Here is a 26,288-nt window from a genome sequence, read left to right as displayed (position 1 = left end):
GCCCGCCTACCGCAAAGGATCATCCTTGTGCGGCAGCATCCCCATGCGCTCGAACTGCCAGCGCATGGCGCGGTACCAGACATAGCCGACCACCGCGCCGCAGATCGCCAGGATGACGAGGTTCGCGCTGCTGTAGGAACCGCTCCACCACATCATCCAGGTGGTCCACAGCACCGTGAAGACGACGGCTCCGGCTTTCAGGGAGATCAGGGGGCGGCTCATGGTCGTGCTCCGGGTTCGCTCGAAAACCCCGGCGATCATCATCGCGCCTCACACAGCGTGGGACCGTGAGCCAGATCACGCAAAGCCCTTAACCGAAGCGCAACCGTGAGCGCTCCTTCGCCTTCTCGGCCTCCACCGCGCGATCACGCGTTGGCGCATGGGTGTGCAGCGAGGTCAGAAGCCGCCGCGCCGCCTCCGACACCTCCGTCACCGCGCGATCGAACGCCGCCTCATTGGCCTGCGACGGCTTGTTGAAGCCGGACAGTTTTCGCACGAATTGCAGCGCGCTAGCGTGAATCTCGTCCTCCGTCGCCGGCGGCTCGAAGTTGAACAGCGTCTTGATGTTGCGGCACATGAGTTCCTCCTGAAAGGCATTCCCGTTCAAGGACGATCGGCGTCTGCCCGATGCTACATGCCGGATCCGCGGGCGTCATCCGCCGCCGGCATCCCCGACGCCGCGTGTCAGAACGGAATTGGGACGCCGAGCCGTTCGAAAAAGGCGCGTCCTTTTGGCGTGAGACGAAGCGCACGTGAAGACCCCGACCGGAATCGGTACGCACTTGGTTTGCTCAAGCAGGAATGAGCCGACAGCTCGTTCGACGGCCGACGAAAATATTCCGCTTGCGCGACCAAGCCGAGCCCGCGCGTGATCGCGAAAGCACGTCCCGAGATCGACGTGCACACCAGGAAGTTCATCGAGAGTCGCCGTTCTGCGTGCTGGCGATGTCGGGCACGGACGGCAGCGTCGACGCCTCGCCGCGCGGCGGCGGTCCTGGCCACGAGCCCTGGACGACAATGCAGTGTGTGGCGGCCTCAGTACTTAATGCCCCTCGCCCTCGAGTCCGCCGACATGCTTCTGGGTGTAGAGCTCGAGACCGATGCGGCCGATCAGGTCGAGCTGGGTCTCGAGGAAGTCGATGTGATGCTCCTCGTCGCTCATCAGCTTCTCGAACAGGTCGCGCGTGACATAGTCCTTCACGCTGTGGCAGTAGGTGGCCGCCTCCTGGTAGAGCGCGCGCGCGCTCATTTCGGCGGCAAGATCGCAGTCGATGATCTCCTTGACGTTCTGGCCGATGCGCAGGGGATCGAGCACCTGCATGTTCGGGAAGCCGTCGAAGAACAGGATACGCTCGGTGAGCTTGTCGGCGTGCTCCATCTCCTCGATGGATTCCTTGCGCCAGACCTTGGCCATGTCGCGCAGGCCCCAATTGTCGAGGAAGCGGTAGTGCAGCCAGTATTGATTGATCGCGGTGAGCTCGTGACGGAGTGCCTTGTTGAGATACTCGATAACTTTCGCGTCGCCCTGCATGATTCACTCCAGCTCTTGCGGCCTCATCGGTAATAAACCGAATTTAGAACGCTTCTAAAACAAGTTTGGAACGAGGGCAACCTGCTGCGGGGTCGCGCCCGGGGATAAGCTCAGCCGATCGAAAAAGATGTCAGCAGGCCGCGAGAGCGAACTCGGCGGGCTCGACGATTTCGTCGTTGGCGGCGACCTGGTGGCTGTGCGGGCAGCCGGCGCAACAGGACTTGGCGCACGGGCCAAGAGCTTCATCGATGATGGTCTTGATGGTGCGCGCACAGCGCCCGCATTCGGCGCTACAACCGAGGCAACCATAGACCTGCTTGGCATGACGCACAGCGTCGTCGGAATCGGCGACGGCGGCGCGGATGTCGTCATCGCTCAGCACGTTACAGGAACAAACGATCATTGAAAGCGGCAGGCCCTTCGGTGATGCGCCAACATCGATATTTAAGGGCTCGGCCGGATGCAAAAGGAAAAACCGGTATTTCAAGCTATTCCAAACTGAGCCGCGATTGAGCCTAGAACGGCTCTAAAAAACGTCTTGCGCTGAATCAACGTTGCAACCGAATGCAGGCCTAGTCGCCGCCTCCGCCGCCGCCGTCCCCGCCCCCGCCGCAATCGCCACCACCGCACTGCTGAAGCTGCAGGAGCCGCTGTCGGCCGGATTTCCGGAACCATCGACCGACGAATTGTCACTGAAAAACCAGTTTCCCAGCGAGAAGCCATCACCGGTTCCGGAATAGCCGTCGCCGCCATCGGCACCAGCACCCGCACGCGAGCGCCGCCGGCCGCCGTTCTGCACATGGGCGATCAGGGCGAAACAGATGACCGAGGTGGCCCCAATGGCGATCAGGGCGCTCATCATCAAACTGCTCATGGCTTGCTGCTCGGGTTGTTTGCCTCGCGGGAGCCGCCTCCCGCACGCATTCGTCGCCCTGCGCAGGCCGTCCGTTCATTGATCATTCAAGCAGGATGTGGAACCTTGGGCGCGGAACGACGTCCGCGTCCGATTTGTGTCAAAAGGTCAAATCATGAAGAAATCGCTCCTGGCATTCGCTGCCGCCGCAACCCTGGCCGCCTCGGCGCTGGCGCCCGCGCCGGCCCATGCGCAGCGCGGTGTCGCCGCGGGTGTCGCCGCCGGCATCATCGGAGGCGCCATCGTCGGCGGCGCCCTGGCATCCCCGTATTATTACGGACCTGGCCCCGGCTACTACGGCCCCGCCTACTACCCGCCCAGCTACTACGGCCCGGGCTATGCCGCTGACGACTATTACGGCGGCTGCGTCTGGCAGCGGCAGCGCTTCTGGGACGGCTATGCCTGGCGCGTGCGCCGCGTGCGCGTCTGCGGCTAACCAGCGCAATTACCTAGTTCGTGCCGAAGCGGCCGGTTTGTTTCGGTTCCCGTTCAGCCGAAAGCCCGAAAAAGACCGCTTTTTCTCGTCACAGCTTCGCACGCGTTTACCGTGGATTGATCATTTCCGCGCTTCCTAGCAGGACGGCCAATTCCTAAAGAGTGTGCGTGAACCTTTGAACCCCGGCGCTTCTTCGCAAGCGCCATCTCCCAGGAGAGCTCTGAGCATGAAGAAGACTTTAGTTGCCGCCCTCTCGGTTGCGACGGTCGCCGGTTCGCTGGTGACCGCCACGCCACCCGCCAAGGCCAATGACGGCGTCGGCGCAGGCATCGCCGCCGGCCTGATCGGCGGTGCGATCGTCGGCGGCGCCATTGCGTCGAGCCGTCCGGTCTATGGCGGACCGGTCTACGTGGCCGAGCCTCCGCCGCCCGCGCCCTGCTACTGGCAGCGCCAGCGTTACTGGGACGGCTACGGCTGGGTCATACGCCCGGTCCGCGTCTGCTACTGATCTGATCGACTGATCAACCGGCGCACCTCGCGCCGCGATCGAAGCCCGGCCGAGACCATCGGCCGGGCTTTTTCTTTGTGGGCGGGTTCGCTTGCTTACTTCGACGCCTCGATCGAACGCAGCACCTCTTCGCTCGGCCAGCAATCGACCTTCAGTCCTGCCGACTTCTGATAGGCGCCAAGCGCCGCGCGAGTCAGCATGCCGGCCTTGCCGTCGACCTTGTCCTTGTAGAGCCCGATCCGCGTCAGGCCGCGCTGCATCGCCTCGACGTCCTTGGTGCGCAACTGCTTCGAGGCCGACCAGGGTGTCGCAAAAGGCAGCGGGCTCGTCATGCGATCGCTGAGATGGCCGACGAACAGCACGTAGAGGTCGGAGAAATTGTATTCCTTGATGACGAAGTAGTTTTTGGTTGTCAGGAAAGAGGGGCCGTAAATGCCTTCGGGCTGGAGCAGCGACGCCGGCTGCGCCAGTTCAGCCGCACTCAGCTTCTGCCCGCGCACCGGCACGAAGCCTTCGCGCAGCCACTGGCCGATCGGCTTCGTCACCTCCGGCACACCGCTCGTGCAATCGACCTTGGCCGGCGCCTGCACCTCGTAGGCCCAGCGCAAGCCGCTCTGCCAGCCCTTGTTGACGAGTTGCTGCGCGGCAGAGGCCAGCGCGTCCGGCACCGAATGCCAGATGTCGATGCGGCCGTCGCCGTCGAAATCGACCCCATGCTTGTAGTATTCCGACGGCAGGAACTGCGTGAGGCCGGTGGCGCCGGCCCAGGACGACGTCATGTCCTTGCGCGTCACCACGCCTTCGCCGAGGATCTTCAGCGCGAGGATGAACTCGTTGCGGTAGGTGTCCTTGCGCCGGCCGACATAGGCCTGCGTCGCGAGCACGCGCACGAGGTCATAAGGCAGCGTGTAATGGCCGTAGTCGGTCTCGCGGCCCCAGATCGCGAGCATGACGGTGGCAGGAACGCCGGAGTTCTTCTCGATCTCGATGAGAGCCGCTCGATACTTTTGCAGGAGCCGCTGCCCCTCGCCCGCGAGTCGCGAGATCGAGGCTTCCTTGATGTAATCGGCCGGCACCTGCACGAACTCGGCCTGCGACGGCGCGCCGGTGGCGGGCCGTCCCGGCAGGATCAGATCAGGCAGCTTGTAATCCGGCTCGAGCCCCGCAGTCTCGCGCTCAAACGTCGCGCGCGACACGCCGGCGGCCTGCGCCTCGGGCCAGAGCGAAGCGATGAACTGGGTGAAGGCGGCGTCGGCGGCGTGGGCGGACGACCAGCAGCAGGTGATGACGATCACCGCAGCAATGAGCGTCCGCCGCCTCATGCTGAAATCACCGCGTCAACTTCTTGTACTTCACGCGGTGCGGAATGATGCTGTCCTGGCCGAGGCGGCGCATCTTGTCCTTCTCGTAATCCTGGAAGTTGCCTTCAAACCATTCGACATGGCTGTCGCCTTCGAAGGCGAGGATGTGGGTCGCGATGCGGTCGAGGAACCAGCGATCGTGGCTGATGATGACGGCGCAGCCGGCAAAATCCTCCAGCGCCTCTTCGAGCGCGCGCAGCGTGTCGACGTCGAGGTCGTTGGTCGGCTCGTCGAGCAGCAGCACGTTGGCGCCGGACTTGAGCATCTTGGCGAGATGCACGCGGTTGCGTTCACCGCCCGACAGCGCGCCGACCTTCTTCTGCTGGTCGGCGCCCTTGAAATTGAACGCCGAGCAATAGCCGCGCGAGTTCACTTCCTTCTTGCCGAGCAGGATCAACTCGTTGCCGCCGGAAATTTCCTCCCACACGGTCTTGTTGCCGTCGAGCGCATCGCGCGACTGGTCGACATAGCCGAGATGCACGGTCTCCCCGACCGTGATGGTGCCGTTGTCTGGCGTTTCCTGCTTGGTGATCATCTTGAATAGCGTGGTCTTGCCGGCGCCGTTCGCGCCGATCACGCCGACAATGCCGCCGGGCGGCAGCTTGAAGGTGAGATCGTCGATCAAGAGGCGATCGCCAAAGCCTTTGCTGAGGCCGTCGAAGTCGACCACGTTGGCGCCCAGCCGCTCGGCGACGGGAATGATGATCTGCGCGGTCTGGGTCTGCTTCTCGCTCGCCTTCTTGAGCAGCTCTTCATAGCGCTGATAGCGAGCCTTGGATTTTGCCTGACGCGCCTTCGGCGAGGACGCGACCCACTCCTGCTCGCGGGCCAGTGTCTTCTGGTGCGCGGCCTCCTCGCGGCCTTCCTGCTCGAGCCGCTTCTGCTTCTGCACCAGCCAGGACGAATAGTTGCCCTCGTAGGGGATGCCGCGGCCGCGATCGAGCTCGAGGATCCAGCCCGTGACGTTGTCGAGGAAGTAGCGGTCGTGGGTGACGATCAGGATCGCGCCGGGATATTGCCGCAGATGACCTTCGAGCCACGATACCGACTCGGCGTCCAGATGGTTGGTCGGTTCGTCCAGCAGCAGCAGCTCGGGCTGATCGAGCAGCAGCCGGCAGAGGGCGACGCGGCGGCGCTCACCGCCAGAGAGTTTGGTGACGTCGGCGTCGTCGGGCGGGCAGCGCAACGCGTCCATGGCCTGGTCGACCTTGCTGTCGAGATCCCAGAGGCCCTGGGCCTCGATCTCGTCCTGCAGCTTGGTCATCTCATCGGCGGTTTCGTCCGAGTAATTCATCGCCAGCTCGTTGTAGCGATCGAGGATTGCCTTCTGCTTGGCGACGCCCTGCATGACATTTTCGCGCGCGGTGAGCTTTGGATCGAGCTGCGGTTCCTGCTCGAGGTAGCCGACGCGGGCGCCCTCGGCGACCCAGGCCTCGCCGGTATATTCCTTGTCCAGGCCGGCCATGATCTTGAGCAGCGTCGACTTGCCCGAGCCGTTGACGCCGAGCACGCCGATCTTGGCGTCCGGATAGAAGCTCAAATGGATGTTATCGAGCACCTTGCGGGTCGGGTAGCTCTTGGTCAGGCCTTGCATGAAGTAGACGAACTGGCGCGCCATCGGTCCCGTAAAACCTTCGATTTGAGGAAATTTGCTTGCCGCCGATGTAGCGATCCCGCCCCCAAAGGGCAACGTTTTCCCTCCGTTCACCACGGATGAATACGGGATGGTCACCATCCGGACCGCCGATCCGGACAATTGAAACCATTTTTTAATAAAGCAGGCGAAAGCTCGCTACGGCGCCGAAAAAGACGCCACCCGCGGCAGAAGCGGCGGGGAGAACAGCGAGGCCAAGCCATGGCTATGATTGAAACAACCTCACTTTCCGCCCCGGCGGCAGCCGCACGCTCCAGCCTCTTCGCCGAGCTGCGAACCTTCTGGGTCCGGTTCTTCGCCACGGCCTTCAACCCCTACCGCCCGGAACTGCACTACATGCGCGGCCCCGGCCCCGCCTGGCGCGCCAAGCACGGCATGGATGCCCCGTTCCGCCTGAAGCGGCGTGACCTCTGACGCCTCATCTGCTGCCGGATTATTGAAGCCTCCTGCCGCTTGCGCCCACTATCGATTGCGCGCAAGCATGGCGAGGTTCGGTCGATGGCGCCCCCTGCCTGCGCTGTCGCCCCTCGCCATGGATGGATGGTTTCCCCGATGACGCGGCTGCGCTGTGCAATTCTCGACGACTATTTCAACATCGCCCTCAACGTCGCCGACTGGTCGAGGATCTCCGACCGTATCGACGTCACCGTGTTCAACCACCCCTTCGCCTCGGAGCAGGCCGCCGGCGGCGCGCTCGGGGATTTCGAGATCATCTGCGCAATGCGCGAGCGCACGGCGTTCCCCAAGAGCCTCTTCGAAGCATTGCCCAAGCTGAAGCTGCTGTTGACCTCCGGGATGCGCAACGCCGCGATCGACATGGCGGCGGCGAAAGCGTGCAATGTCGTGATCTGCGGCACGCAATATTCCCGCGATCCGACCGCCGGGCTCACCATGGGCCTGATCCTGGAATTGACCCGCGGCATCGGCCGCGAGAACGCGCGCATGCATGCGGGCGAGCCCTGGCAGACCTTTGCCGGCGTCGAGATCGAGGGCCGGACGCTTGGCGTTGTCGGGCTCGGCAAGCTCGGCAGCAGGGTCGCGGGGATTGCGAAGTCGTTCGGCATGAATGTCATTGCCTGGAGCCCCAACCTCACGGCGCAGAGATGCGCGGAGCTCGGCGTCGGCTACGCCAGCAAGGAGGAGTTGTTTGCGAAGGCGGACATCATCACCATCCATGTGGTGCTGAGCGAGCGCTCGCGGGGGCTGGTCGGCGCCGCCGATCTCGCGCGGATGAAGCCGACCGCCTATCTCGTCAACACCGCGCGCGGGCCGATCGTCGACGAGGCGGCGCTGCTCGAGGCGCTGCAACAGAAGAAGATCGCGGGCGCCGGCATCGACGTGTTCTCGGTCGAGCCGCTGCCGACCGATCATCCGATCCGCAAGCTCGACAATGTCGTGCTGACGCCGCACCTCGGCTACGCCACCGAAGACGGGCTGCGCATCCATTACGGGCAGATGGTCGAGGCGATCGACGCCTGGACGACGGGCAGCGAGCCGCCGAAGCGGCTGGCCTGAAACGAAAAGAGCGTGCCGATGGCACGCCCTTCGCAGTCTTAGGTCTTTCGAAACGCTTATCGCACCGTGACCGGCGCCGGCAGCGGCGGCACCGCGGTCGGCTGCGCGCCCGGGGCCGGGCCGGCCTGGGCGGCCATCGGCGCAGGTGCGGCAGCACCGGGCGGCGGCGCGGCAGATGCGGTCGCCGTTCCCTGCGGCGGGCCGCCGGGCATCACGACGACGCGGGTGCCAACCTTGACGCGATCGAAGAGGTCGGAGACGTCCTCGTTCAGCATGCCGATGCAACCCGAGGAGACGAACTTGCCGATCGTCGAGGGCTGGTTGGTGCCATGGATGCGGTACACCGTCGAGCCGAGATACATCGCGCGCGCGCCGAGCGGATTGCCGGGACCACCGGCCATGAAGCGCGGCAGATAGGGCTGGCGCTCGATCATTTCCGTCGGCGGATGCCAATCCGGCCACTCCGCCTTGCGGGTGATCTTTTGCACGCCGGTCCAGGTGAAGCCATCGCGGCCGACGCGGACGCCGTAGCGAATCGCGCGGCCATTGCCGAGCACGTAGTAGAGGTAGGTGTTCGGGGTATCGACGACGAGCGTGCCGGCCGGCTCCTTGGTGGCGAAGGCGACTTCTTGGCGGCGCAGGTTCGGCGGCAGCTGCACCGGGTCGGCATCCGGCTGCTCCTCGGGCGGCAGCGCTGCGACGGTCATCGGCGGGCCATTCGGACCGACAGGCTGCTGTTGCTGGACAGCGCCGGTCGCGGCGGATCCACCGACGCCTTCCGGCGGTCGCAGACCGTCGTCAGCGCCCTGCGGCGCGGCGGGACGGTCGGCATAGATCACCGCCGGCGGCCCGGCGGGGCGGCCATAGCGGGGATCATCCGGCGACATCACCGGACCCTGCGGCGCATTGTTGGAATAGACGGGCGGCGCACCGGCCGGACGGCCGTAACGGGGATCGTCAGGCGACGTTACCGGGCCCTGTGGAGCGCTGTTGGAGTAGACCGGCGGCGCGCCGGCGGGGCGGCCATAGCGGGGATCATCCGGCGACATCACTGGACCGGTGGGGCCTGGCGGCGGCAGCGCGGCTGAGTTCCGCGGTTGCGGCGGCATTGCATCGTCGTCATCATCGAGCGCGTCGAAATTCGGCACGCGATCGCCGGGACGATATTCGGCCGGACCCTGCTGATAGACCGGGGCCTGCTGGACCGGGTAGCCCTGCTGAGCCTGCACGAGCGAGGTTCCCGCCGCAGCGGCTGTTGCGGCAGCGCAAATCGTCAGAAAATGTTTGATCATCATCGCCCTAGTTTAGTCCCCAGGCCCGACCGGACCGTTAACGGCACATGGACGAAGATCGCGGCGCATTCAAGACAAAACAGGCCGATTTGGACCTGATTTGGCGATTTGTGATCTGCGGCACACCGTTGCTCTGGTGCATCACGGGGCGGAAATCGCGCAGGCCCGTAAGTCGCCGGACTCTCGGCCCCGTTTTTTACGGAACGGCTCAGGAGTGTTCGGGTATTCTCGATTCAGCCTGATTCGCCCTCCGCTTTGATCTGTTTCCCGCGCGGCGAACGTGGCAAGTCAGTACCGTCACCGCGTTCAGATGGCTCAAGGGCCTCGGCACCAACCTGCCAAGGCGGAAATTGCCCTTCGATGCTTCCCGGCTTTCGCTTCCTGTTTGCCGCGATCGTGTTGTCAACCTCCATCCTGGTGTTCGGCTTAGGGGCCGCCGCGCTGCTGCGGGCGACGCACGAGCAATTCGTCAGCAATCCGTCCTGGCGAAACGGCCCTCAGGAGCAGGTATTCGCGCAGGCAAGCGAACCGGTGCAGCCGGTGCTCGCCGCGTTCCGCGCCGAGGTGCTGCCGCCCTCAACGTCGGTCCGGGACGCGGTCGCGACCGTCGGCCTGCCCGAAAGCGGACCTGAACAGGTCGCCGTGCTGACATCGGAGGTGAGCAGTGAGCCGGTTGCGCCGGTGGGCGAACCGGCCGCTACTGAAGCTCCCTCTCCGACGGCCGAGGCGCCGGCGCCGCAATCCGCATCGGTCGAAACCACAGCTTCGGCCGGCGAGACCATGCCCGCTAACGGCGAGGCGGTGCCGACGCCGGTCGCCTCGCCCGAACAGCAACCGGCCGACGCTGCCAGCACAACCGCGCCGTCAGAGGCGACCACAGAGGTTGCAGCGCTCGCTGCTCCCGCGACGGCCGTCCCGCAGGACCCGCCGGCGAAAGCCAAGGCCGCGAGCGATACGTCCGACAAGCAGGCCACCAAGCAGCGAGCCCATCGTGCCAAGAAGCGACACCAGATCGTACGCCGGCCGCCACCGCCGCCAGCGCAGATGCAGCAGACATTCAATCCCTTCGCCACGCAGCCGCTGCAGCAGTACCAGCAGCCGGCCTACGCGGCGAAGACCCGCGGCGCCGCCAACCGCGCCCGCTGAGTTCAGGCCGGCCCGGTCGCGATCGCCGGGCCGCCTTCCTGGCCCCATTCCGACCATGAACCGTCGTAGAGCGCGGTATCGGCGATCCCGAGGCGGTACAGCGCGAGCGTCAGCACGCCGGCGGAGACGCCGGACCCGCAGCTCGTCACGATCGGTGCGTCGAGCTTGACGCCGGCGCCGGTGAAGGCCTGCTTGAGATCGGCGAGCGGCTTCATTTCGCCGGTCGCGGCATCGAACAATTGGGCATAGGGCACGTTGCGGGCGCCGGGGATGTGGCCGGAGCGGATACCCGCCCGCGGCTCCGCGGCGCGGCCCTCGAAGCGATCCACCGGACGCGCATCGATCACCTGTTCAGCGCGGCTTTCGACGTTGGCGATCAACTGCGCCATGCTGCGCACGCGTTTCGGGTCGTAGCTCGCTCTGAAGGTCTGGGCCTTCGGCTTGCTCTCGCCGCTTTCGACGGGACGTCCCTCCGTGCGCCACTTCTTCAGGCCGCCATTGAGGATGCGCACATTGCTGTGGCCATAGGACAAGAACATCCACCACGCCCGCGGTGCCGCGACCCAGCCGCCGGCATCGTAGATCACGACGGTATCGGCATTGCTGATGCCGAGACTGCCGACGTCACGGCCGAATTGCTCGGCGCTCGGGAACATGTGCGGCAACGGGTTGGAATGGTCGGACACCGCGTCGACATCGAAGAACACCGCGCCCGGCAGATGCGCGGCGAGGTAGTCGTCCTTCGGCAGCGGCAGCACGCCCGGCAGCTTGAAAGTGGCGTCGAGCACCTTCACGTCGGCGTCGCCGATGTGGGCGGCGAGCCATTCGGTGGAGACGAGGGGATCGGTGGTGGTAGTCATCTAGGCAGTCTCCATTTGACTATTCCGTGCAAAGCACGAGCGAGGTTGAAGCAGTGCGCGTCAAACTCCGCTGTCATCGCCCGGCTTGACCGGGCGATCCAGTATCCAGAGGCGGTTTGTGATTGAGCGGAGGGGCCGCGGCGTACTGGATTCCCCGCTTGCCGCCTACACTAAAGCTTCGGCGCGCCCAAGGCCGAAACCTCGGCGAAGCCTTGGCGTAGCCGGGTCGCGGGGAATGACGCCGGAGACTGGAGCGACAGCGAAGCACCCTCACCCCTTCTTCTTTGGCTCCCACTTTTCCACCGGGCCACCGGCGTCACGCCAGGCGGCATAGCCGCCGGCGATGTGGGCGACGGGCTTGAGGCCCATGTCCTGCGCGGTCTTGGCGGCCAGCGCGGAGCGAAGGCCTCCTGCGCAATGGAAGACGAACTTCTTGTCCTCCTGGAAGATCGGCTTCGCATAAGGGCTCTGCGGATCGATCCAGAATTCCAGCATGCCGCGGGTACAGGCAAACGCGCCGGGAATACGGCCGTCACGCTCGATCTCGCGGGGATCGCGGATATCGACGATGACGACCTCGCCATTCCTGGAGATCTCGATGGCGTCCTTTGCGGACAACGTCTCGATCTCGGCATTGGCCTCGTCGAGCAGCGCCTTGATGCCGCGGGTGATGTTTTGGGGCATGTGCTTCTCCCTCTTGTTGTCATTCCGGGACGATGCGAAGCATCGAGCCCGGAATCCATTCATCCACAAACACCGCGGCCCGATGGATTCCCGGCTCGTGCTTCGCACGCCCGGAACGGTGTGTGTGGCTAGTGCGTCAACTCCTTCATTGCGCCCTCAAGCCCCTCGATGGTGATCGGGAACATGCGGTTGGCAAAAATGCGACGGATGATGGTGGTGGATTCCGAATAGTCCCAGTGCTTCTGCTGCACCGGATTGAGCCACACCGCATGCGGATACGTGCGGATGATACGCTCGAGCCAGACCGAGCCCGGCTCCTCGTTGACATGCTCGACCGAGCCGCCGGGCACCATGATCTCGTAGGGCGACATCGAGGCGTCGCCGACGAACACGACCTTGTAGTCGTGCGGATATTTATGCAGCACGTCCCAGGTCGGCGTGCGGTCGGTGAAGCGCCGCTTGTTCTGCTTCCACACGCCCTCATAGAGGCAATTGTGGAAGTAGAAATACTCCATGTGCTTGAACTCGCTCTTCGCCGCCGAAAACAGCTCCTCGACCTGCTCGACATGCGCATCCATCGAGCCGCCGATGTCGAAGAACACGAGCACCTTGACCGCATTGCGCCGCTCGGGCCGCATGTGAACGTCGAGATAGCCGTGATTGGCGGTTTCGCGGATCGTGGTGTCAAGATCGAGCTCATCGGGCGCGCCGGTGCGCGCAAATTTGCGCAGGCGGCGGAGCGCGACCTTGATATTGCGGATGCCGAGCTCGACATTGCCGTCGAGATCCCTAAACTCGCGCTTGTCCCAAACTTTTACGGCGCGGTTGTTGCGGTTCTTCTCCTGCCCGATGCGCACGCCCTCGGGATTGTAGCCATAAGCGCCGAACGGCGAGGTGCCGGCCGTGCCGATCCACTTGCTGCCGCCCTGATGCCGACCCTTCTGCTCCTCGAGCCGCTTCTTCAGCGTCTCCATGAGCTTGTCCCAGCCCATGGCCTCGATCTGCTTCTTCTCTTCTTCCGTGAGGTATTTTTCGGCGAGCTTCTTCAGCCACTCCTCGGGGATCTCCGCCTTGTCCATGGCGTCGAGCAGGCTTTCCAGCCCCTTGAACACGGTGCCGAAGACGCGGTCGAACTTGTCGAGATTGCGCTCGTCCTTCACCAGCGAGGCGCGCGACAGATAGTAGAAATTCTCGACCGTGTAGTCCGCGAGGTCGGCATCTAACGCCTCCATCAGCGTGAGGTATTCGCGCAGCGTCACTGGGACCTGCGCGTCGCGCAATGAGGTGAAGAATTGCAGGAACATGGGTGACAGATTGCCCGTCGGACGGCTCCCGTCAAGGGGCGCAGGTTCTGCCCGAGGTCTGGACCGGGAGGCTTTTTGCTCTAGAATTGTGGGGCTCTAAGGCCTGGTTTTGGGATGTTGCAATGGGAATTGTCGCAGCGCTGATCATCGGAGCGATCGCCGGCTGGCTCGCGGGGAAAATTGTCCACGGGGCGGGATTTGGGCTGATCGGCAATATCGTGGTCGGCATCATCGGCGCACTGGTCGCAAGCTGGGTCCTGCCGCAGCTCCACATCGAACTCGCCACCGGCACGTTCGGCGCCATCCTGGACGCCACCATCGGCGCAGTGATTGTGCTGGTCATCCTTTCGCTGATAAGACGGGTCTGAACAGCTTGACCGAACCCGAACGGCCGCTTGTCACGCGGCCGTTCCTGCGTGGGCGCGGGCCACGCCGCCCGCATGAACGACAAGGACGCGCGATGAAGTTTACCGGCACCAAGGACTATGTTGCGACCGACGATCTCAAGGTCGCGGTCAACGCCTCGATCGTGCTGGAACGCCCGCTGCTGGTGAAGGGCGAGCCCGGCACCGGCAAGACGGTGCTGGCCGAGGAAGTCGCCAAGGCGCTGAACGCGCCGCTGCTCACATGGCACATCAAGTCCACCACCAAGGCGCAGCAGGGCCTCTACGAATATGACGCGGTGTCGCGCCTGCGCGACAGCCAGCTTGGGGACGCCCGCGTGTCCGATATCAAGAACTACATCAAGCGCGGCAAGCTGTGGGATGCCTTCACCGCCGAGCAACGTCCGGTGCTGCTGATCGACGAAATCGACAAGGCCGACATCGAGTTTCCGAACGACCTGCTGCTCGAGCTCGACCGCATGGAATTCCATGTCTACGAGACCGGCGAGACGATCAAGGCGAAGCAGCGCCCGATCATGATGATCACCTCCAACAACGAGAAGGAACTGCCGGACGCCTTCCTGCGCCGCTGCTTCTTCCACTACATCAAGTTCCCCGACGCCGAGACCATGGGCCGCATCGTCGACGTGCACTTCCCCGGCATCAAGAAGCGCCTGGTGGAAGAGGCCCTGCGTATCTTCTTCGAGGTGCGCGAGGTGCCCGGCCTGAAGAAGAAGCCCTCCACCTCCGAGCTGCTCGACTGGCTGAAGCTGCTCTTGAACGAAGAGATGACGCCGGAGCAGCTGCGCGAACGCGACCCGCGCAAGTTGATCCCGCCGCTGCACGGCGCGCTGCTCAAGAACGAGCAGGACGTGCATCTGTTCGAGCGACTGGCGTTCCTGAGCCGAAGAGAGGTTTGAGGCGGACGTTCAGCTGCGACGACGCTCGCCCCAACTCCGTGTCATGCCCCGGCTTGACGGGGGCATCCAGTACGCCGCGACTTCTCCGTATTCGTCACGGCCTCTGGAATACTGGGTCTTCCGGTCAAGCCGGGCGACGACAGCCAGTGTGTGGCAATTGCGCGCGCCCCAATCTCGTCATTGCGAGTTGAGCACGCAGCGAAGCAATTCAGACTGTCACCCGGAAAGATTCTGGATTGCTTCGCTGCGCTCGCAATGACGGAGCAAGGTGACTGGTCGTCACCCTCCAACTCTCTCTGCGCCTTTACGCCACCGCCGGCTCCGGCACATTCGCCGCTTCCATTGGCTGCTTGCCGCGGATCAGATCCGAGGCGCGGTCGGCGATCATCATCGTTGAGGCGTTGAGGTTGGCCGAGATCATCCGTGGCATCACGGAGGCGTCGATGACGCGCAGGCCCTGCAGGCCGTGGACACGGAGCTGGTCGTCGACGACCGCCCAGGTCGAGTCCGCAGGTCCCATGCGGCAGGTGCAGCCGGGGTGGAATGTGGTGGTGCCCCGCTCGGTGGCGGCGTGCAGAAATTCGTCGTCGGTGTTCACGTTGGGGCCGGGGAAATCCTCGTAGGCGTAGTAGGGCGACAGCGGCGCCGACTTCAAAAGCCTGCGCGCGAGCTTCATGCCGCCGACGATGACGCGGCGGTCGAGCTCAGCATCGAGATAGTTGGTCTGGATGATCGGCGGCGCGAACGGATCGCTTGAGCGGATGCGGACATAGCCGCGGCTTTCGGGGCGCTGCTGCCAGGAGGCGACCGTCATGCCGGGCTCGTCCTCGAGCTGACCCTGCACGCCCTCCTTGTAGCTGGCCGGCGTGAAGGTGAGTTGGAGGTCCGAGCGATCGGGGCTCTCGCCCGAATACCAGAAGCAATAGACCATGGTCGGCGACAGCGACAGCAGACCGCGGCGCGCGGTCGCCCATTTCAGCGCCTCGACCCAGAGATGCCAGCCGCGGCGGAGCTCGTTGATGGTCTTGATGTCCTTCACCCGCGCCACGGTGCGCGGCGCGTAGTGGTCCTGCAAGCCTTCGCCGACCGGGAGCGCGTGGCGCACCGCGATGCCGTGCGATTGCAAGAGATCGGGCGAGCCGACGCCGGAGAGCTGGAGCAGTTGCGGCGAATTATAGGTGCCGCCCGCGAGGATCACTTCCTTGTTGGCGCGCACTTCGACGGGATGACCGCCGTGGCCGCCCTTCATGTAGCGCACGCCGACCGCACGCTTGTCCTCGAAGATGATCTCGGTGGCCTGTGCATGGGTATGCACATGCACGTTGGGCCGCTTCATCGCGGGCTTGAGGAACGCGGTCGAGCCGGAGACACGCAGGCCATTGTCGATGGTGCGCTGGCAGTACGACACCCCCTCCTGAGTCTTGCCGTTGTAGTCGGGGTTGCGGGGTATGCCTAACGTGACCGCGCCTTCCATGAAGGCCTCGCAGAGCGGATCGCGCCACTCCATGGTGGTGACGGTGAGGCTGCCGTCGCGGCCGCGATAGGTGTCATCGCCCTCGCCGACCCGCTTCTCCAGCCGCTTGAAGTAGGGCAGCACGTCGGCATAGCTCCAGCCGCGGTTGCCCATCTGCGCCCAGGTGTCGAAGTCGAGATTCTGGCCGCGGTTGTAGATGTGACCGTTGATCGATGACGAGCCGCCGAGCGTCTTGCCACGCGGCGCGTAGATGCTGCGCCCACCGGTCCAGGGCCCCGGCTCCTGCTGGTAGGCCCAATTGATGCTCTTCATGTGGAAGGTCTTGATGAAGCCCGCCGGCAGATGGATATACGGGTGCCAGTCGCGCGGGCCCGCCTCGAGCACGCACACGCTCGTGTTCGGATCCTCGCTCAGGCGGTTGGTGAGCACGCAACCGGCAGAGCCGGCGCCGACGATCACGTAGTCAAATCTGTCCATCTTGCCTCGGCCGCCCCTAACGCGGCTTGTCGTTGAGTTGATAAGTCAAATGCGCCTTCACTGTCGGCCATTCGGCCGCGGTGATGCTGTAGATCACGGTGTCGCGCAACGTGCCGTTCGGCGCAACCTGATGGCTGCGCAGAATGCCGTCCTGCTTCGCGCCCAGACGCTCGATGGCGCGACGGCTCTGCTGATTGAAGAAATGCGTGCGGAACTCAACAGCAATGCAGTTCAACGTCTCAAAGGCATGAGTCAACAGCAGCAGCTTGCACTGCGTGTTGAGCGGCCCGCGCTGCGCGCTCTTGGCGTACCAGGTCGAGCCGATCTCGACGCGGCGATTGGTTGCATCGATGTTCATGTAGGTGGTCTGGCCGACGATCTTGCCATCAGCGTCGAACACCGTGAAGGGCAGCATGGAGCCCGCGGCCTGGAGGCCCAGGCGGCGGTCGATCTCCTTGGTCATATTCTCGGGCTGGGGGATCGCTGTGTACCAGAGCTTGAATAGCTCGCCGTCCTTGACGGCTTCCACCAGGGCGTCGCGATGCTGTTGCGACAGCGGCTCGAGCCGCGCATGCTCGCCGCGGAGGGTGATGGGGTCAGGCCAGGGCATTTAGAGATATCTCCTTGCGTCATTGCGAGCGAAGCGAAGCAATCCAGACTCGTTTCGTGGTGCATTTCTGGATTGCTTCGTCGCTTTGCTCCTCGCAATGACGGTAACTACTACAAGCATCGCTCACTTGTTTAAGAAATTAAGTGGCAAACCGCCACGCGGCCAGTCCATGGCGATCAGCTCGCCCTTGCCCGACAGCGTGATATAGGCGGTCTTGAGCTCGGGGCCGCCGAAGGCGATGTTGGTGGTGACGCGGTCGCCGGTCGGGACTTGCTCGACCAGCTTGCCATCCGGCGCGATCACCGAGATGCAGCCTGAGACCAGCGTTGCGACGCAGACATTGCCGTTTGCCTCGACTGCAAGGGAGTCGAACATCTGGTAGCCGCCGAGCCCCGCGATCGGCTTGCCACGCTCGCCGCGATAGATCACCTCACGTGGCTTCAAGGCGCCGGGCGCTTCGAGCTCATAGGCCCAGAGCCGCGCGGTCGGCGTCTCCGCGATGTAGACGGTGCTCTCGTCGGGCGACAGGCCGATGCCGTTCGCCGGCAGCACGCCGTGCACGACCTCGATGATCTCTTTCATTCCGGGCTTGAGATAATACATGCCGCCGACGTCCATCTCGCGGGCGCGACGCTTGCCGAGATCGGAGAACCACAGCCCGCCATGCCTGTCGAAGACGAGATCGTTCGGCCCGCGCAAGTCGTGCTCGCCGCACTTGGTCACCACGGTCTCGACCTTGCCCGATTGCAGGTCGACGCGCTGGATCGAGCCCCCGAGATAATCGTCGGGCTGCGGGCCCGGCATGATCATCTTGCCCGCCGGGATCCAGGAGAAGCCGCCATTGTTGCAGATGTACATCTTGCCGTCGGGGCCGAGCGCCGCGCCATTCGGCCCACCGGGAATTTTTGCGACGATCTCTTTCCGTCCGTCGGGATAAACGCGCGTGAGCCGTGCCCCGCGGATCTCTACCAGAACGACCGAGCCGTCCGGCATCACAACCGGCCCTTCCGGAAACTCGAGGTCGGTGGCGAGAACGCGGACTTCGGACATTTTGGCCTCCCGGCGGCTTGTTATGGCTTGCACGGGAGATGTCGGCCCCGCACGCAAGATTTGCATGCGGTTATGGCAAAGTCGCTCCCGCTTGCCAAGCAAGCAGCCAGGAATGCCAGTGTTGCGCTTTAAAGCGCGATGAGATTGGTCATCGCGCTTTAGGTCGTTGTTTGAGCATGATCTTTTCGGAAAACCGCTACACACTTTTCCGGATCATGCTCTACTCCTTCACCGGCACCCAGATCTCGAAACCGCCATTGCCGGTCTTGGGATCGAACTTTTCGTCATAGCGCTCGAAGTTCGGGGCGTCAGCGGCCTTCAGGCCAGAGGCCGGCAGCCACTGATTCCAGATCGTGTTGACGGTGCCGCGGATTGAGGCAACGTGGTCTGCGTGGGTGAACACCGCGTAGCGCTGCTCGGGGATGCGGATGCGGCCAAAGCGGCGCGGCAGATCGGAGAAATCGGAGACCTCGACGCCGGCGATATAATCGAAATTGCCGGCATCATCGCCGTTGCAGCAGACGCCATAGGCGACCTGACCGGCGCGCGCCGGAATGTCGGCGACCTCCTGGTGGAAGCGGTGCCAGAGGCCCGGGATGATGGCACCATTGTCGCAGGAGATACGTTCGCCGATACCAGCGACGAGGAAGGCCTTGGCGGTCTCGAAACGAGGCGGCGCGAGATTGTCGAGCATGGTCGAGTCCATGAGGATAGGCTCCTGAAGCGTGAGGTGTCTGACGCACGTCGCCGCCCTGACCGCTTCGGGCGTCACGCCGAAATGGTCGCGGAACGCGCGGGTGAAGGCTTCGTGGGAGCCATAGTCCGCTTCCAGCGCCAGCGACAAAATGTCCGGCGCACCGCGCGCGAGCGCGCGTGCTGCCTCGGTCAGCCGCCGTGCGCGCACGTAGCGCATCACCGGAAAGCCGGTCGCCGCGGCGAACGCGCGCACCATGTGGAAGCGCGACACACCGCCGATCTCAGCGATCTCGTCGAGCGTGAGCGGCTCGGCGAGGTGGCTTTCGATGAACCAGAGTGCGCGCTGGGCTGGGTTCATGAACTTACGGCCCTCATTCGAAGCGCGACCGGTTTACGCGATCAACGGCCGCTTCATTTGATCGGCGTTGCTGTCAACCGCTCTCGTGCCCCGGACGCAGTGCAGCGCGAAGCGATGCACTGCAGAGTCGGGGCCCATCGGCTAGGTCCCGGCTCTGCGTCGCGTCATTTCATGCCGCGCCGCATCCGGGACACGAGAGCGAAACCATTTGCGTAGAGTTGATTACGCTACGCTAACCCACCTACTCCTTCGCCGGTGTTGCCTCCTTCGCCGGCGCGTCCTCTTTCTTCTTCAGATCCTCCGCAGTCTTCGTCTGCGTGGCCTGAAGATCGCCGAGCGCCTTCTGCAAACCCGCCACCGTCGCTTTCAACGCGTCGATCTGGCGATAGGCAGTGTCGATCTTCTGCTGATGATCGAGGGCGAGCTTGGTCAGGGTCTTCTGGAGAAAGTCGACATTGCTTTGCAGGCAGCTCGTCCGCCGCTCCCAGGTCTTCTCGACCGTGCAGATCTCGATGCCGGGAACATCCTGCGCGCTGATGTGTCCCGTTGGTATCGTCACGAGCAGCAAAATTGCGACACATAGCGAAGCATTCCGGCCCAGCATGCAGGTTCCTCATGAAAACGGCGATCACGGCAAATTGCGCAGACGGCACGCACTCGCACGACGATACCATACTGGCACCGCATTCTCGCGTTGAGCTTGCGTGGTTCCTCCGCGTTGGAGGACTAACGACGGTTGCGGAGAGTGGGGCGCTCGACCCCGCATCCTTTTTGAGGGGAGATCATTGCGAATGGCAACGCGCGAAAGACGTCTGGCCGAATTCAACGGCGAGGGAGAACCACCGCCTGGCATGCCGGTCGAAGTGCTTTGCGAAGACCATAGTGGAACCTACACCCTGCCCTTTGCCTGCCGCTATGTCGGGGGGCGCTGGCAGAATCATGAGGCCGGCATCGCCGTAGAGGCGACGGTGATCGGCTGGCGCCTCCCCCGCGTGAAGCAGACGGGCATGGCGTAAAGAGGCGGGCGACCTGTCTCAAAATGCGACGGGGCCCGGTCGTTCTTTAAGATTCGGAACGCGGACCGAACAAATCGCGTCCGAATCAGCCGCTGGGCTCCGTTGTCGGCCTGTTCACCCCTAGATGTCGGCGAGGCTCGGCATCGACGTACCAGATCAAGGACAGACTGCGCCAGCAGAGCTTCGCGGCCGGCGGCAAAGGTTAATCGCGCCGCAAACGGGCAGCCACCGAAAGGGCTGCCTAATATTCGACCTCGAGTTCCTCTATCTCCGCCGGCTCCGCCTTGGCGGCTTCGATCCATTCGGCCATCTCGTCCATGCCCATGATGGTATCGGCATAGGCCTTGAGCTGCGGCTCGAGCTTGACGTCATAGGTTACAAAGCGCGTCACGACGGGCGCGTACATCGCATCCGCTATGGTGCGCTTCTCGCCGAACAGGAACGGACCGCCGGACTTTTGCAGGCAGTCGCGCCAGATCGCCCAGACGCGGTCGATGTCGGCCTGCGCGCGCGACCAGATCTTGAAGCCGGGAAAATGGCCCTTGAGGTTCACGGGCAGCGAGGCGCGCAGCGTGGTAAAGCCGGAATGGATTTCACCGCAGATCGAGCGGCAATGGGCGCGCTGGATGCGGTCGGCCGGCAGCAGTCCCGCCTCCGGCATCACCTCATTGAGATACTCGCCGATCGACAGGGTGTCCCAGATGGTGGCGCCCTCGTGCCGCAGGCACGGCACCAGGATCGATGAGGACAGCAGCAGGATCTCGGCGCGCGCGGACGGGTCATCCGGCGCGGTGACGATCTCCTCGAAATCGAGCCCTGAGAACTTCGTCAAAAGCCAGCCACGCAGCGACCAGGACGAGTAGTTCTTGCTGCTGATGGTGAGTGTCGCTTTCGCCATATGGCCTTTCCCTCACGCCTGAATTCGCGCCGCCGCCGCCTCGGCATGCGCGATGCCCACAGTTTGTGCTTCCCCGTATTCCACAGCAAGCGACATGCCAGTTTTCAGGGCGAATTGACTCGAATCTGGCGTCGATATTGCATAGTCGCCTGGGGTCAGGGTGGGCGTTTCAATAATGATGTCGATGTACTATCAGGCATTTCAGAACCACATGGATCTGACGGAGCCATGGCGGGCGGGGGCTTCGTCTGCCCTCAAATACCTCAATCTGGTGCCCCAGGGGATGTCGCACGCCCTCGTCGGCCGGCTGTCGGCTGCGCTGGAGCTGATCTCGCGCTCCACCATCAGCTATGACCGCCCGGCCTACGGCATCGACAGTGCGATGGTGGGAAATCGCGAGGTCGGCGTTCGGGAGGAGATCGCGTACGCCACACCCTTCGGCTCGCTGCTGCATTTCAAAAAGGACGATGGGCCCGAGCAGCCGCGCATGCTGTTGGTGGCGCCGATGTCAGGCCATTTCGCCACGCTCCTGCGCGGCACCGTGAAGACGCTGCTCCAGGACCACGACGTCTACATCACCGACTGGCACAATCCGCGCGACATTCCACGCAGCGAAGGCCGCTTTGGCCTCGACGACTATACCGAGCACCTCATCGACTTCCTCGCTCAGCTCGGACCGCGCCCTCATATGGTCGCGATCTGCCAGCCCTCGGTGTCCGCCCTCGCGGCCGCCGCGATCATGTGCGAGGACAATCATCCGTCGCGGCCAGCGACGCTGACGCTGATGGCCGGACCGATCGATACGCGCGTAGCGCCGACCAAGGTGAACGAGTTCGCCAAGAGCAAGCCGATCACCTGGTTCGAGCGCAATCTGATCAACTACGTGCCGGTCCAGTGTCGCGGCGCGTTCCGCAAAGTCTATCCGGGCTTCGTGCAGCTCACGGCCTTCGTCTCGATGAATCTCGAGCGCCACATCAAGCAGCATCTCGACCTCGCCAATCACATCGCCAAGGGCGAGAAGGAGAAGGCGGCGACCATCAAGACCTTCTACGACGAATATTTCGCGGTGATGGACCTGCCCGCAGAGTTCTACATCGAGACCGTGCGCGACGTCTTCCAGGAGCATCTCCTGCCGCTCGGCAAGATGACCCACCGCGGGCGCCCGGTGAACCCGAAGGCGGTCAGCCGCATGGGCCTGATGACGGTCGAGGGCGAGAAGGACGACATCTGCTCAATCGGCCAGACGCTCGCAGCGCAAGATCTCTGCACCGGCGTACGCGCCTACCGCCGCGCCCATCACATGCAGGCCGGCGTCGGCCATTACGGCGTGTTCTCGGGCAAGCGCTGGAATAGCGAGATCTATCCGCTCTTGCGGGATTTCGTGCACGTGAATTCGTGAGACACGCCTCCGCGTTCCCGGACGCTAGAAGCCAGAGCGGGGCGAGCGAGGGCGAATCCTCTCAATCTGCGAGGTCCGCCAGGTAGGCAACCGCCACCAATGCCGTGGCCCAGGACGTCAGACGCCCCAGGCGAGGATCACTCCGGCGATCGATCAAGTGGTACTTCCTTCACCCTGAAAGCCCGTTGAGCGTCTTGGCCGAGGGGCACTGTCGTTTCCGCTGTGGTTTGTGGCAGAGCACCAGGACACCGATGGCATCGGTAAGCGGCTTGACCGTCGATAGCTCAATTTGATGCCTCGAGCGCAGTGCCGACCACTTGGCCAAGGTGAAGTTCAGCGAGACTTGTCGGATGCCGGCTTCGAACTCGGGCAAGATGCGCCAAATCGCTGGTCGGTGGTTGAGGCCGAATGACCAAAGTCTCTGCCGGAAGGCGCTCAGCCGGAGCAAACGACGCGGCTTTCGTGCGGTTTATGACGACGTCCGGCGACGGCGTGGCCATTAACCAGATGTTCTTGAGCATCGCCCTGTTCACCGAGCACGCGACGACACCGTTCCGCCTCGGACGGGCGCCGGTGAAGAGCTTGCGAATCAGAAGGTCTCGTTCAAGCGACGGCGGCAAATGGAACCTTATCCCGACAAGCTGGCCTCGTTGTTGCGCCACCATCGCGTCGATCCAACCGACCTGCGCAACGTGCACGCGCAGCGGTTCTCCGGGGCGTGGACCGTCAATGCCGAAGTCGAGCCGAACGCCAGCGCCAGAGAGGGAGACGTTGCTCATCCGTCCAGACAGCCGCTCGCCGGTCTCGGTCTGGATCAAGACGGATTCGTCGAGATCGAAACGCTCCTCGGTGCGCCCCATCCGCGCCTGCAGCGAGGTCATGCAGACGAAGAAAAGCACGACGATGTTCACGACCGACCAGAACGCGACCATCGGTAAAGCGACAGGATGATCGATAATCCGCCATTCCGGGATCGTGTTCACGACAAGACCGATAACCGTCAATGCCATCAGCGCGGCCGAGGGCCAGAATATCTCCGCGGCGTAGCTTGCGCACCGCGCGGCAGCCCCCTTGGGCGTCACTCTAAACGCATGTCCCTTCGGCTTGACGAGAGTCCCGAGCACCGTCGGCAGAATTTTAAAGCTCTGGATCGTCGCCGACACCTGAGCGGCGAGCGGAAAATGCTCGTGCGGTGCAAACCAGGATATGCCGCCGTTAAGCGCCAAGATTGCGGGGAACAAGTAAAAGAAGACCGACTCGGGGGTGACGTCGACGACAGGCGACAGGCCGGTCCACATGAACACGATCGGAACCACCACGACCATGATCGCCCGCAAACCCAACGAGAGCCAATGGGTCGGAAAGAACAGGAGCCGATGCATCAAGCCCAGTCCGGGGCCGAGCGGGCCGGCGGCGAGAAACAGAGTCTGGATCGCGCCGCGCGCCCAGCGTTGCCGCTGCACGAAAAACGCGCCGAGGCTTTCCGGCGCCAGTCCAATTGCCAGCGGTTCGCGAAGATAGCGGGTGATGTACCCCTTACGGAGCAGCACCAGCGTCAGCAGGATGTCTTCGGTGATGGACTGGGTCGGCAGGGCATCCCCCACCACGCGGAGTGCTGCACGACGTGTGACGGAGTTGGAACCACAACAAAAGGCCCCATCCCATCCGTCCCGCGCGGGCATGATGGAATCGAAGAAGAATCGTTGTTCGTCCGGCAGGCCCCTGTGCAGGCCGAGGTTCGCCTGCATCGGGTCCTCATTGTAGAAGGTATGCGGGATCTGAACGATTCCGATCTTCTGATCGGCGAAGAAGCCGATTGTGCGCATCAGGAAATTGCGCTGCGGCACGAAGTCCGCGTCAAAGATCGCGAAGAACTCGCCGCTGATCATCGTCAGCGCATGATTGATATTGCCGGCCTTGGCATTCACGTTGTCGGCGCGCGTGAGATAACCGGCACCCTTTTGCTCGCAGAGCTCCTTGAGCCAGGGCCTGCGACCATCATCCAAGACCCAGACATGGAAGTTTGGATAGTCCAAGCACAGTGCGCCCGTGATCGTCTTTTCCAGCACTTCGCATGGCTCGTCATAGGTCGGAATGAAGACATCGACCGAGGGCAGCGCGTCATCCGGCCGGCTGCGAAGCCGATGCTCGTGCTGATCCGCTTCGCTGCGGCGATCGGTCCTGCGAAGGAAAATCAGATAGAGAATAAACTGATCTGCGAAGGTCAGAAGCTCAACGAACAGGCAGAACCAGATCCAGCAGACCTGGTACCAAGTCCCGGTTGCCGGCAGCACCGTGGTGAAGATACGCCATTCGAGATAGCGAGCTACGACAAGCCAAACCGTGGAGAAGATCGCGACCCGGGCCCAAAGGCGATCGACCGGAAAAGTCGGCGCCAACAGGTACATCGCCGCGAAGATGCACAGCATCGGCGCGAACAGCTGAAAGAGAGGCAGAGTCGTGGCCTGCACGGAATTTCTCGCTCACAGGAATGACTGGTCGAGTTCCAGGCGAGCGGTCAGCCATCGCAACCTCGAGCTCACCAATCGAAGCAGGCCATTGGCTCTGCGCTCGAAGCGCACCTCAGCTAACCGTCCGATATCGCAGGAGCCGCTGCGGTCGGCCGGCGTCTCATCAGCCGGAAGCGATATCTCAACGGTGATATTCCCCGGATCGGGCCGCGGCACCCGAGCCGCGAGCAGCCGATCATCAGCGTACGCCGCCGATCCGCGGACTTGCCGGACCTGACCGGTCTTCCACTCTTGGCTGCCAATCAGGCGGACGGTGGCCGCATCTCCAGCCTTGATCTTCTCGAAATCGCGCTCGGGCAGTTCGACGACGATGAATCGGCGTCCGCAATCCGCAAAATCGAGGACCGGTTGCCCTTCCGTGACCATCGAGCCAGGGCTGGCCGCAACCGACCAGACCACGTGAGCTGCCGGCAGGGACAGATCGTAGTGATCGAGACGAGCAAGTCGGGCGCGCTCCTCGGCGATTTCGGCAGCCAGCTGCGCGGAACGCGAGCTGTTTTGCAACAGGTCCGTCTCGAGCTCCTGACGGCGGAGAACGAGCCGCTCGCGCTGCTGTTGAGAATAGGGAACGTCATTGGCATCGCCACGAAGATAAAGGCCCTTCTCGGCCGCCCCAAGTTCAGTCTTCAGCCGCTGCAGGCGTTCATCGGCCATCTGGCACCGCGTCACGGTTGCCTCCTGCGAGGCCTGAGCCTCGGCGGAGCGTATCTGCGAACTGATGCCGAGCTTGACAAGCCTGTCCATCCGGCCGGCGACCTCGTTCCGCTGCCGCGCTTCGGCGAGACAGCCGCCTCTTTCAGCCTCTGTTTCTCCGATCTCGTGGCTAAGGCGTGCTACCGCCCCCAAACGATAGTCCTCGCTGCGCTCGCCGAGCTTGCGATCGAGCTCGGCGATTTCCTCCAGCTGCCGACGCGCGAGCTCGGCACGTTTGGTGGACACGGCAAGCTGCTGATCGAGGTCCATCAGGTGCCGGCGATCCGGCGAGCGCGCATCGACCAGCGGCACCGATCGCGTGCGCGGAAAATACTCACCCTTGCGCGGAAGATCAGGCGAGAGCTGGCCTGCAAACGGTGCGGTCACTCGCATGAGCTCGGCATTGACAAAGGCGGAGGGAGCGATTCGGTAGGCCACATACGGCAACAGGGACCATCCACCCAGAGCGATGATCCCGAGCGCGAGGGCTCGACGAACAATCCGGCTGCGAATGAAACGTTCGACATGCAAGCGAACCACGACTGGATCTCCAATGGGCTTTGGTCGACTGCCCCAGCG

The 26,288-nt window shown here is 63.6% G+C and carries 29 protein-coding genes; 10 read left to right on the top strand and 19 right to left on the bottom strand.

Annotation, left to right across the window (positions count from 1 at the left end; genetic code table 11):
- Positions 1-6: 6 nt before the first annotated feature.
- The 5 genes from QA640_RS11620 to QA640_RS11600 form a co-directional block, all read right to left on the bottom strand.
- A complete protein-coding gene (locus QA640_RS11620; protein WP_283040768.1) occupies positions 7-222 on the bottom strand; it encodes a hypothetical protein in 216 nt (71 codons plus the stop codon).
- A gap of 88 nt (positions 223-310) precedes the next feature.
- Positions 311-577 (bottom strand): DUF2277 domain-containing protein, encoded by a 267-nt coding sequence (locus QA640_RS11615; RefSeq protein ID WP_283040767.1) that lies wholly within the window; start codon positions 575-577, stop codon positions 311-313.
- A 465-nt stretch (positions 578-1,042) separates the two neighbouring features.
- Positions 1,043-1,531, bottom strand: coding sequence for a bacterioferritin (gene bfr, locus QA640_RS11610; RefSeq protein WP_279659570.1), 489 nt, complete (start codon positions 1,529-1,531; stop codon positions 1,043-1,045).
- A 130-nt stretch (positions 1,532-1,661) separates the two neighbouring features.
- On the bottom strand, positions 1,662-1,934 hold the full coding sequence (locus QA640_RS11605; protein ID WP_283040766.1) for a (2Fe-2S)-binding protein: 273 nt from the start codon (positions 1,932-1,934) through the stop codon (positions 1,662-1,664).
- Positions 1,935-2,057: 123 nt separating this feature from the next.
- Positions 2,058-2,405, bottom strand: coding sequence for a hypothetical protein (locus tag QA640_RS11600; protein ID WP_349253712.1), 348 nt, complete (start codon positions 2,403-2,405; stop codon positions 2,058-2,060).
- 154 nt (positions 2,406-2,559) lie between these two features.
- On the opposite strand from QA640_RS11600, the gene QA640_RS11595 reads away from it, so the two are divergent.
- Together QA640_RS11595 and QA640_RS11590 are read left to right on the top strand one after the other, a co-directional pair.
- Positions 2,560-2,880 carry a hypothetical protein gene (locus QA640_RS11595; RefSeq protein ID WP_283040765.1) on the top strand — a complete coding sequence of 107 codons (321 nt, stop codon included), beginning with the start codon at positions 2,560-2,562 and terminating at the stop codon, positions 2,878-2,880.
- A 226-nt stretch (positions 2,881-3,106) separates the two neighbouring features.
- Positions 3,107-3,388: a hypothetical protein gene (locus QA640_RS11590; RefSeq protein WP_283040764.1), complete on the top strand. Its 282-nt coding sequence runs from the start codon at positions 3,107-3,109 to the stop codon at positions 3,386-3,388.
- A gap of 95 nt (positions 3,389-3,483) precedes the next feature.
- On the opposite strand, the gene QA640_RS11585 is transcribed toward QA640_RS11590, so the two are convergent.
- Positions 3,484-4,710: a lytic murein transglycosylase gene (locus QA640_RS11585; protein ID WP_283040763.1), complete on the bottom strand. Its 1,227-nt coding sequence runs from the start codon at positions 4,708-4,710 to the stop codon at positions 3,484-3,486.
- A gap of 7 nt (positions 4,711-4,717) precedes the next feature.
- Positions 4,718-6,367 carry an energy-dependent translational throttle protein EttA gene (ettA, locus tag QA640_RS11580; RefSeq protein ID WP_283040762.1) on the bottom strand — a complete coding sequence of 550 codons (1,650 nt, stop codon included), beginning with the start codon at positions 6,365-6,367 and terminating at the stop codon, positions 4,718-4,720.
- A gap of 237 nt (positions 6,368-6,604) precedes the next feature.
- Between ettA and QA640_RS11575 the strand changes: the two genes are divergently transcribed.
- Together QA640_RS11575 and QA640_RS11570 are read left to right on the top strand one after the other, a co-directional pair.
- The gene (locus QA640_RS11575; protein ID WP_283040761.1) at positions 6,605-6,817 is read left to right on the top strand and encodes a hypothetical protein; all 213 of its coding nucleotides are present in this window, start codon (positions 6,605-6,607) and stop codon (positions 6,815-6,817) included.
- Positions 6,818-6,955: 138 nt separating this feature from the next.
- A complete protein-coding gene (locus QA640_RS11570) occupies positions 6,956-7,918 on the top strand; it encodes a D-2-hydroxyacid dehydrogenase family protein (protein ID WP_283040760.1) in 963 nt (320 codons plus the stop codon).
- 56 nt (positions 7,919-7,974) lie between these two features.
- Here QA640_RS11570 and QA640_RS11565 read toward each other — a convergent pair whose 3' ends face one another.
- The gene (locus tag QA640_RS11565) at positions 7,975-9,210 is read right to left on the bottom strand and encodes a L,D-transpeptidase family protein (protein WP_283042771.1); all 1,236 of its coding nucleotides are present in this window, start codon (positions 9,208-9,210) and stop codon (positions 7,975-7,977) included.
- Positions 9,211-9,570: 360 nt separating this feature from the next.
- On the opposite strand from QA640_RS11565, the gene QA640_RS11560 reads away from it, so the two are divergent.
- Positions 9,571-10,356 (top strand): hypothetical protein, encoded by a 786-nt coding sequence (locus QA640_RS11560; RefSeq protein ID WP_283040759.1) that lies wholly within the window; start codon positions 9,571-9,573, stop codon positions 10,354-10,356.
- Positions 10,357-10,358: 2 nt separating this feature from the next.
- Here the strand turns inward: QA640_RS11560 and sseA are convergent, their stop codons facing one another.
- The 3 genes from sseA to QA640_RS11545 all read right to left on the bottom strand — a co-directional run bounded on the left by sseA (position 10,359) and on the right by QA640_RS11545 (position 13,204).
- Positions 10,359-11,216 (bottom strand): 3-mercaptopyruvate sulfurtransferase, encoded by an 858-nt coding sequence (gene sseA / locus QA640_RS11555; protein ID WP_283040758.1) that lies wholly within the window; start codon positions 11,214-11,216, stop codon positions 10,359-10,361.
- A 270-nt stretch (positions 11,217-11,486) separates the two neighbouring features.
- Complete coding sequence (locus QA640_RS11550) at positions 11,487-11,900, bottom strand: rhodanese-like domain-containing protein (protein ID WP_283040757.1); 414 nt, start codon at positions 11,898-11,900, stop codon at positions 11,487-11,489.
- Between the two features lie 128 nt (positions 11,901-12,028).
- The gene (locus QA640_RS11545; RefSeq protein WP_283040756.1) at positions 12,029-13,204 is read right to left on the bottom strand and encodes a VWA domain-containing protein; all 1,176 of its coding nucleotides are present in this window, start codon (positions 13,202-13,204) and stop codon (positions 12,029-12,031) included.
- Positions 13,205-13,326: 122 nt separating this feature from the next.
- Between QA640_RS11545 and QA640_RS11540 the strand changes: the two genes are divergently transcribed.
- Both QA640_RS11540 and QA640_RS11535 read left to right on the top strand, forming a co-directional pair.
- The gene (locus tag QA640_RS11540) at positions 13,327-13,572 is read left to right on the top strand and encodes a GlsB/YeaQ/YmgE family stress response membrane protein (protein WP_283040755.1); all 246 of its coding nucleotides are present in this window, start codon (positions 13,327-13,329) and stop codon (positions 13,570-13,572) included.
- A 92-nt stretch (positions 13,573-13,664) separates the two neighbouring features.
- The gene (locus tag QA640_RS11535; RefSeq protein ID WP_027522430.1) at positions 13,665-14,507 is read left to right on the top strand and encodes a MoxR family ATPase; all 843 of its coding nucleotides are present in this window, start codon (positions 13,665-13,667) and stop codon (positions 14,505-14,507) included.
- 304 nt (positions 14,508-14,811) lie between these two features.
- Here the strand turns inward: QA640_RS11535 and QA640_RS11530 are convergent, their stop codons facing one another.
- The 5 genes from QA640_RS11530 to QA640_RS11510 form a co-directional block, all read right to left on the bottom strand.
- Positions 14,812-16,458: a GMC family oxidoreductase N-terminal domain-containing protein gene (locus tag QA640_RS11530; RefSeq protein WP_283040754.1), complete on the bottom strand. Its 1,647-nt coding sequence runs from the start codon at positions 16,456-16,458 to the stop codon at positions 14,812-14,814.
- A gap of 16 nt (positions 16,459-16,474) precedes the next feature.
- Complete coding sequence (locus QA640_RS11525) at positions 16,475-17,068, bottom strand: GNAT family protein (protein WP_283040753.1); 594 nt, start codon at positions 17,066-17,068, stop codon at positions 16,475-16,477.
- A 123-nt stretch (positions 17,069-17,191) separates the two neighbouring features.
- Positions 17,192-18,118: an SMP-30/gluconolactonase/LRE family protein gene (locus QA640_RS11520; protein WP_283040752.1), complete on the bottom strand. Its 927-nt coding sequence runs from the start codon at positions 18,116-18,118 to the stop codon at positions 17,192-17,194.
- A 220-nt stretch (positions 18,119-18,338) separates the two neighbouring features.
- Positions 18,339-19,172, bottom strand: a complete 834-nt coding sequence (locus QA640_RS11515; RefSeq protein WP_283040751.1) for an AraC family transcriptional regulator — start codon at positions 19,170-19,172, stop codon at positions 18,339-18,341.
- 241 nt (positions 19,173-19,413) lie between these two features.
- The gene (locus tag QA640_RS11510) at positions 19,414-19,776 is read right to left on the bottom strand and encodes a hypothetical protein (protein WP_283040750.1); all 363 of its coding nucleotides are present in this window, start codon (positions 19,774-19,776) and stop codon (positions 19,414-19,416) included.
- 187 nt (positions 19,777-19,963) lie between these two features.
- On the opposite strand from QA640_RS11510, the gene QA640_RS11505 reads away from it, so the two are divergent.
- Positions 19,964-20,188, top strand: coding sequence for a hypothetical protein (locus QA640_RS11505; RefSeq protein ID WP_283040749.1), 225 nt, complete (start codon positions 19,964-19,966; stop codon positions 20,186-20,188).
- A 241-nt stretch (positions 20,189-20,429) separates the two neighbouring features.
- Here the strand turns inward: QA640_RS11505 and QA640_RS11500 are convergent, their stop codons facing one another.
- On the bottom strand, positions 20,430-21,086 hold the full coding sequence (locus QA640_RS11500) for a glutathione S-transferase family protein (RefSeq protein WP_283040748.1): 657 nt from the start codon (positions 21,084-21,086) through the stop codon (positions 20,430-20,432).
- A 175-nt stretch (positions 21,087-21,261) separates the two neighbouring features.
- On the opposite strand from QA640_RS11500, the gene phaZ reads away from it, so the two are divergent.
- Positions 21,262-22,485 (top strand): polyhydroxyalkanoate depolymerase, encoded by a 1,224-nt coding sequence (phaZ, locus tag QA640_RS11495; protein WP_283040747.1) that lies wholly within the window; start codon positions 21,262-21,264, stop codon positions 22,483-22,485.
- 284 nt (positions 22,486-22,769) lie between these two features.
- Here the strand turns inward: phaZ and QA640_RS11490 are convergent, their stop codons facing one another.
- On the bottom strand, positions 22,770-24,554 hold the full coding sequence (locus tag QA640_RS11490) for a glycosyltransferase family 2 protein (protein ID WP_283040746.1): 1,785 nt from the start codon (positions 24,552-24,554) through the stop codon (positions 22,770-22,772).
- A gap of 75 nt (positions 24,555-24,629) precedes the next feature.
- On the opposite strand from QA640_RS11490, the gene QA640_RS11485 reads away from it, so the two are divergent.
- Positions 24,630-24,980 carry a hypothetical protein gene (locus tag QA640_RS11485; protein WP_283040745.1) on the top strand — a complete coding sequence of 117 codons (351 nt, stop codon included), beginning with the start codon at positions 24,630-24,632 and terminating at the stop codon, positions 24,978-24,980.
- On the opposite strand, the gene QA640_RS11480 is transcribed toward QA640_RS11485, so the two are convergent.
- Positions 24,969-26,102, bottom strand: a complete 1,134-nt coding sequence (locus QA640_RS11480) for an HlyD family secretion protein (RefSeq protein ID WP_283042770.1) — start codon at positions 26,100-26,102, stop codon at positions 24,969-24,971. The genes QA640_RS11485 and QA640_RS11480 overlap by 12 nt on opposite strands.
- Positions 26,103-26,288: the final 186 nt, after the last annotated feature.

The sequence above is a fragment of the Bradyrhizobium sp. CB82 genome, assembly GCF_029714405.1.
Lineage (GTDB): Bacteria > Pseudomonadota > Alphaproteobacteria > Rhizobiales > Xanthobacteraceae > Bradyrhizobium.
The sequence above is the reverse complement of the archived record's forward strand: the minus strand, read 5'-3'. Positions and strand labels throughout refer to the sequence as shown.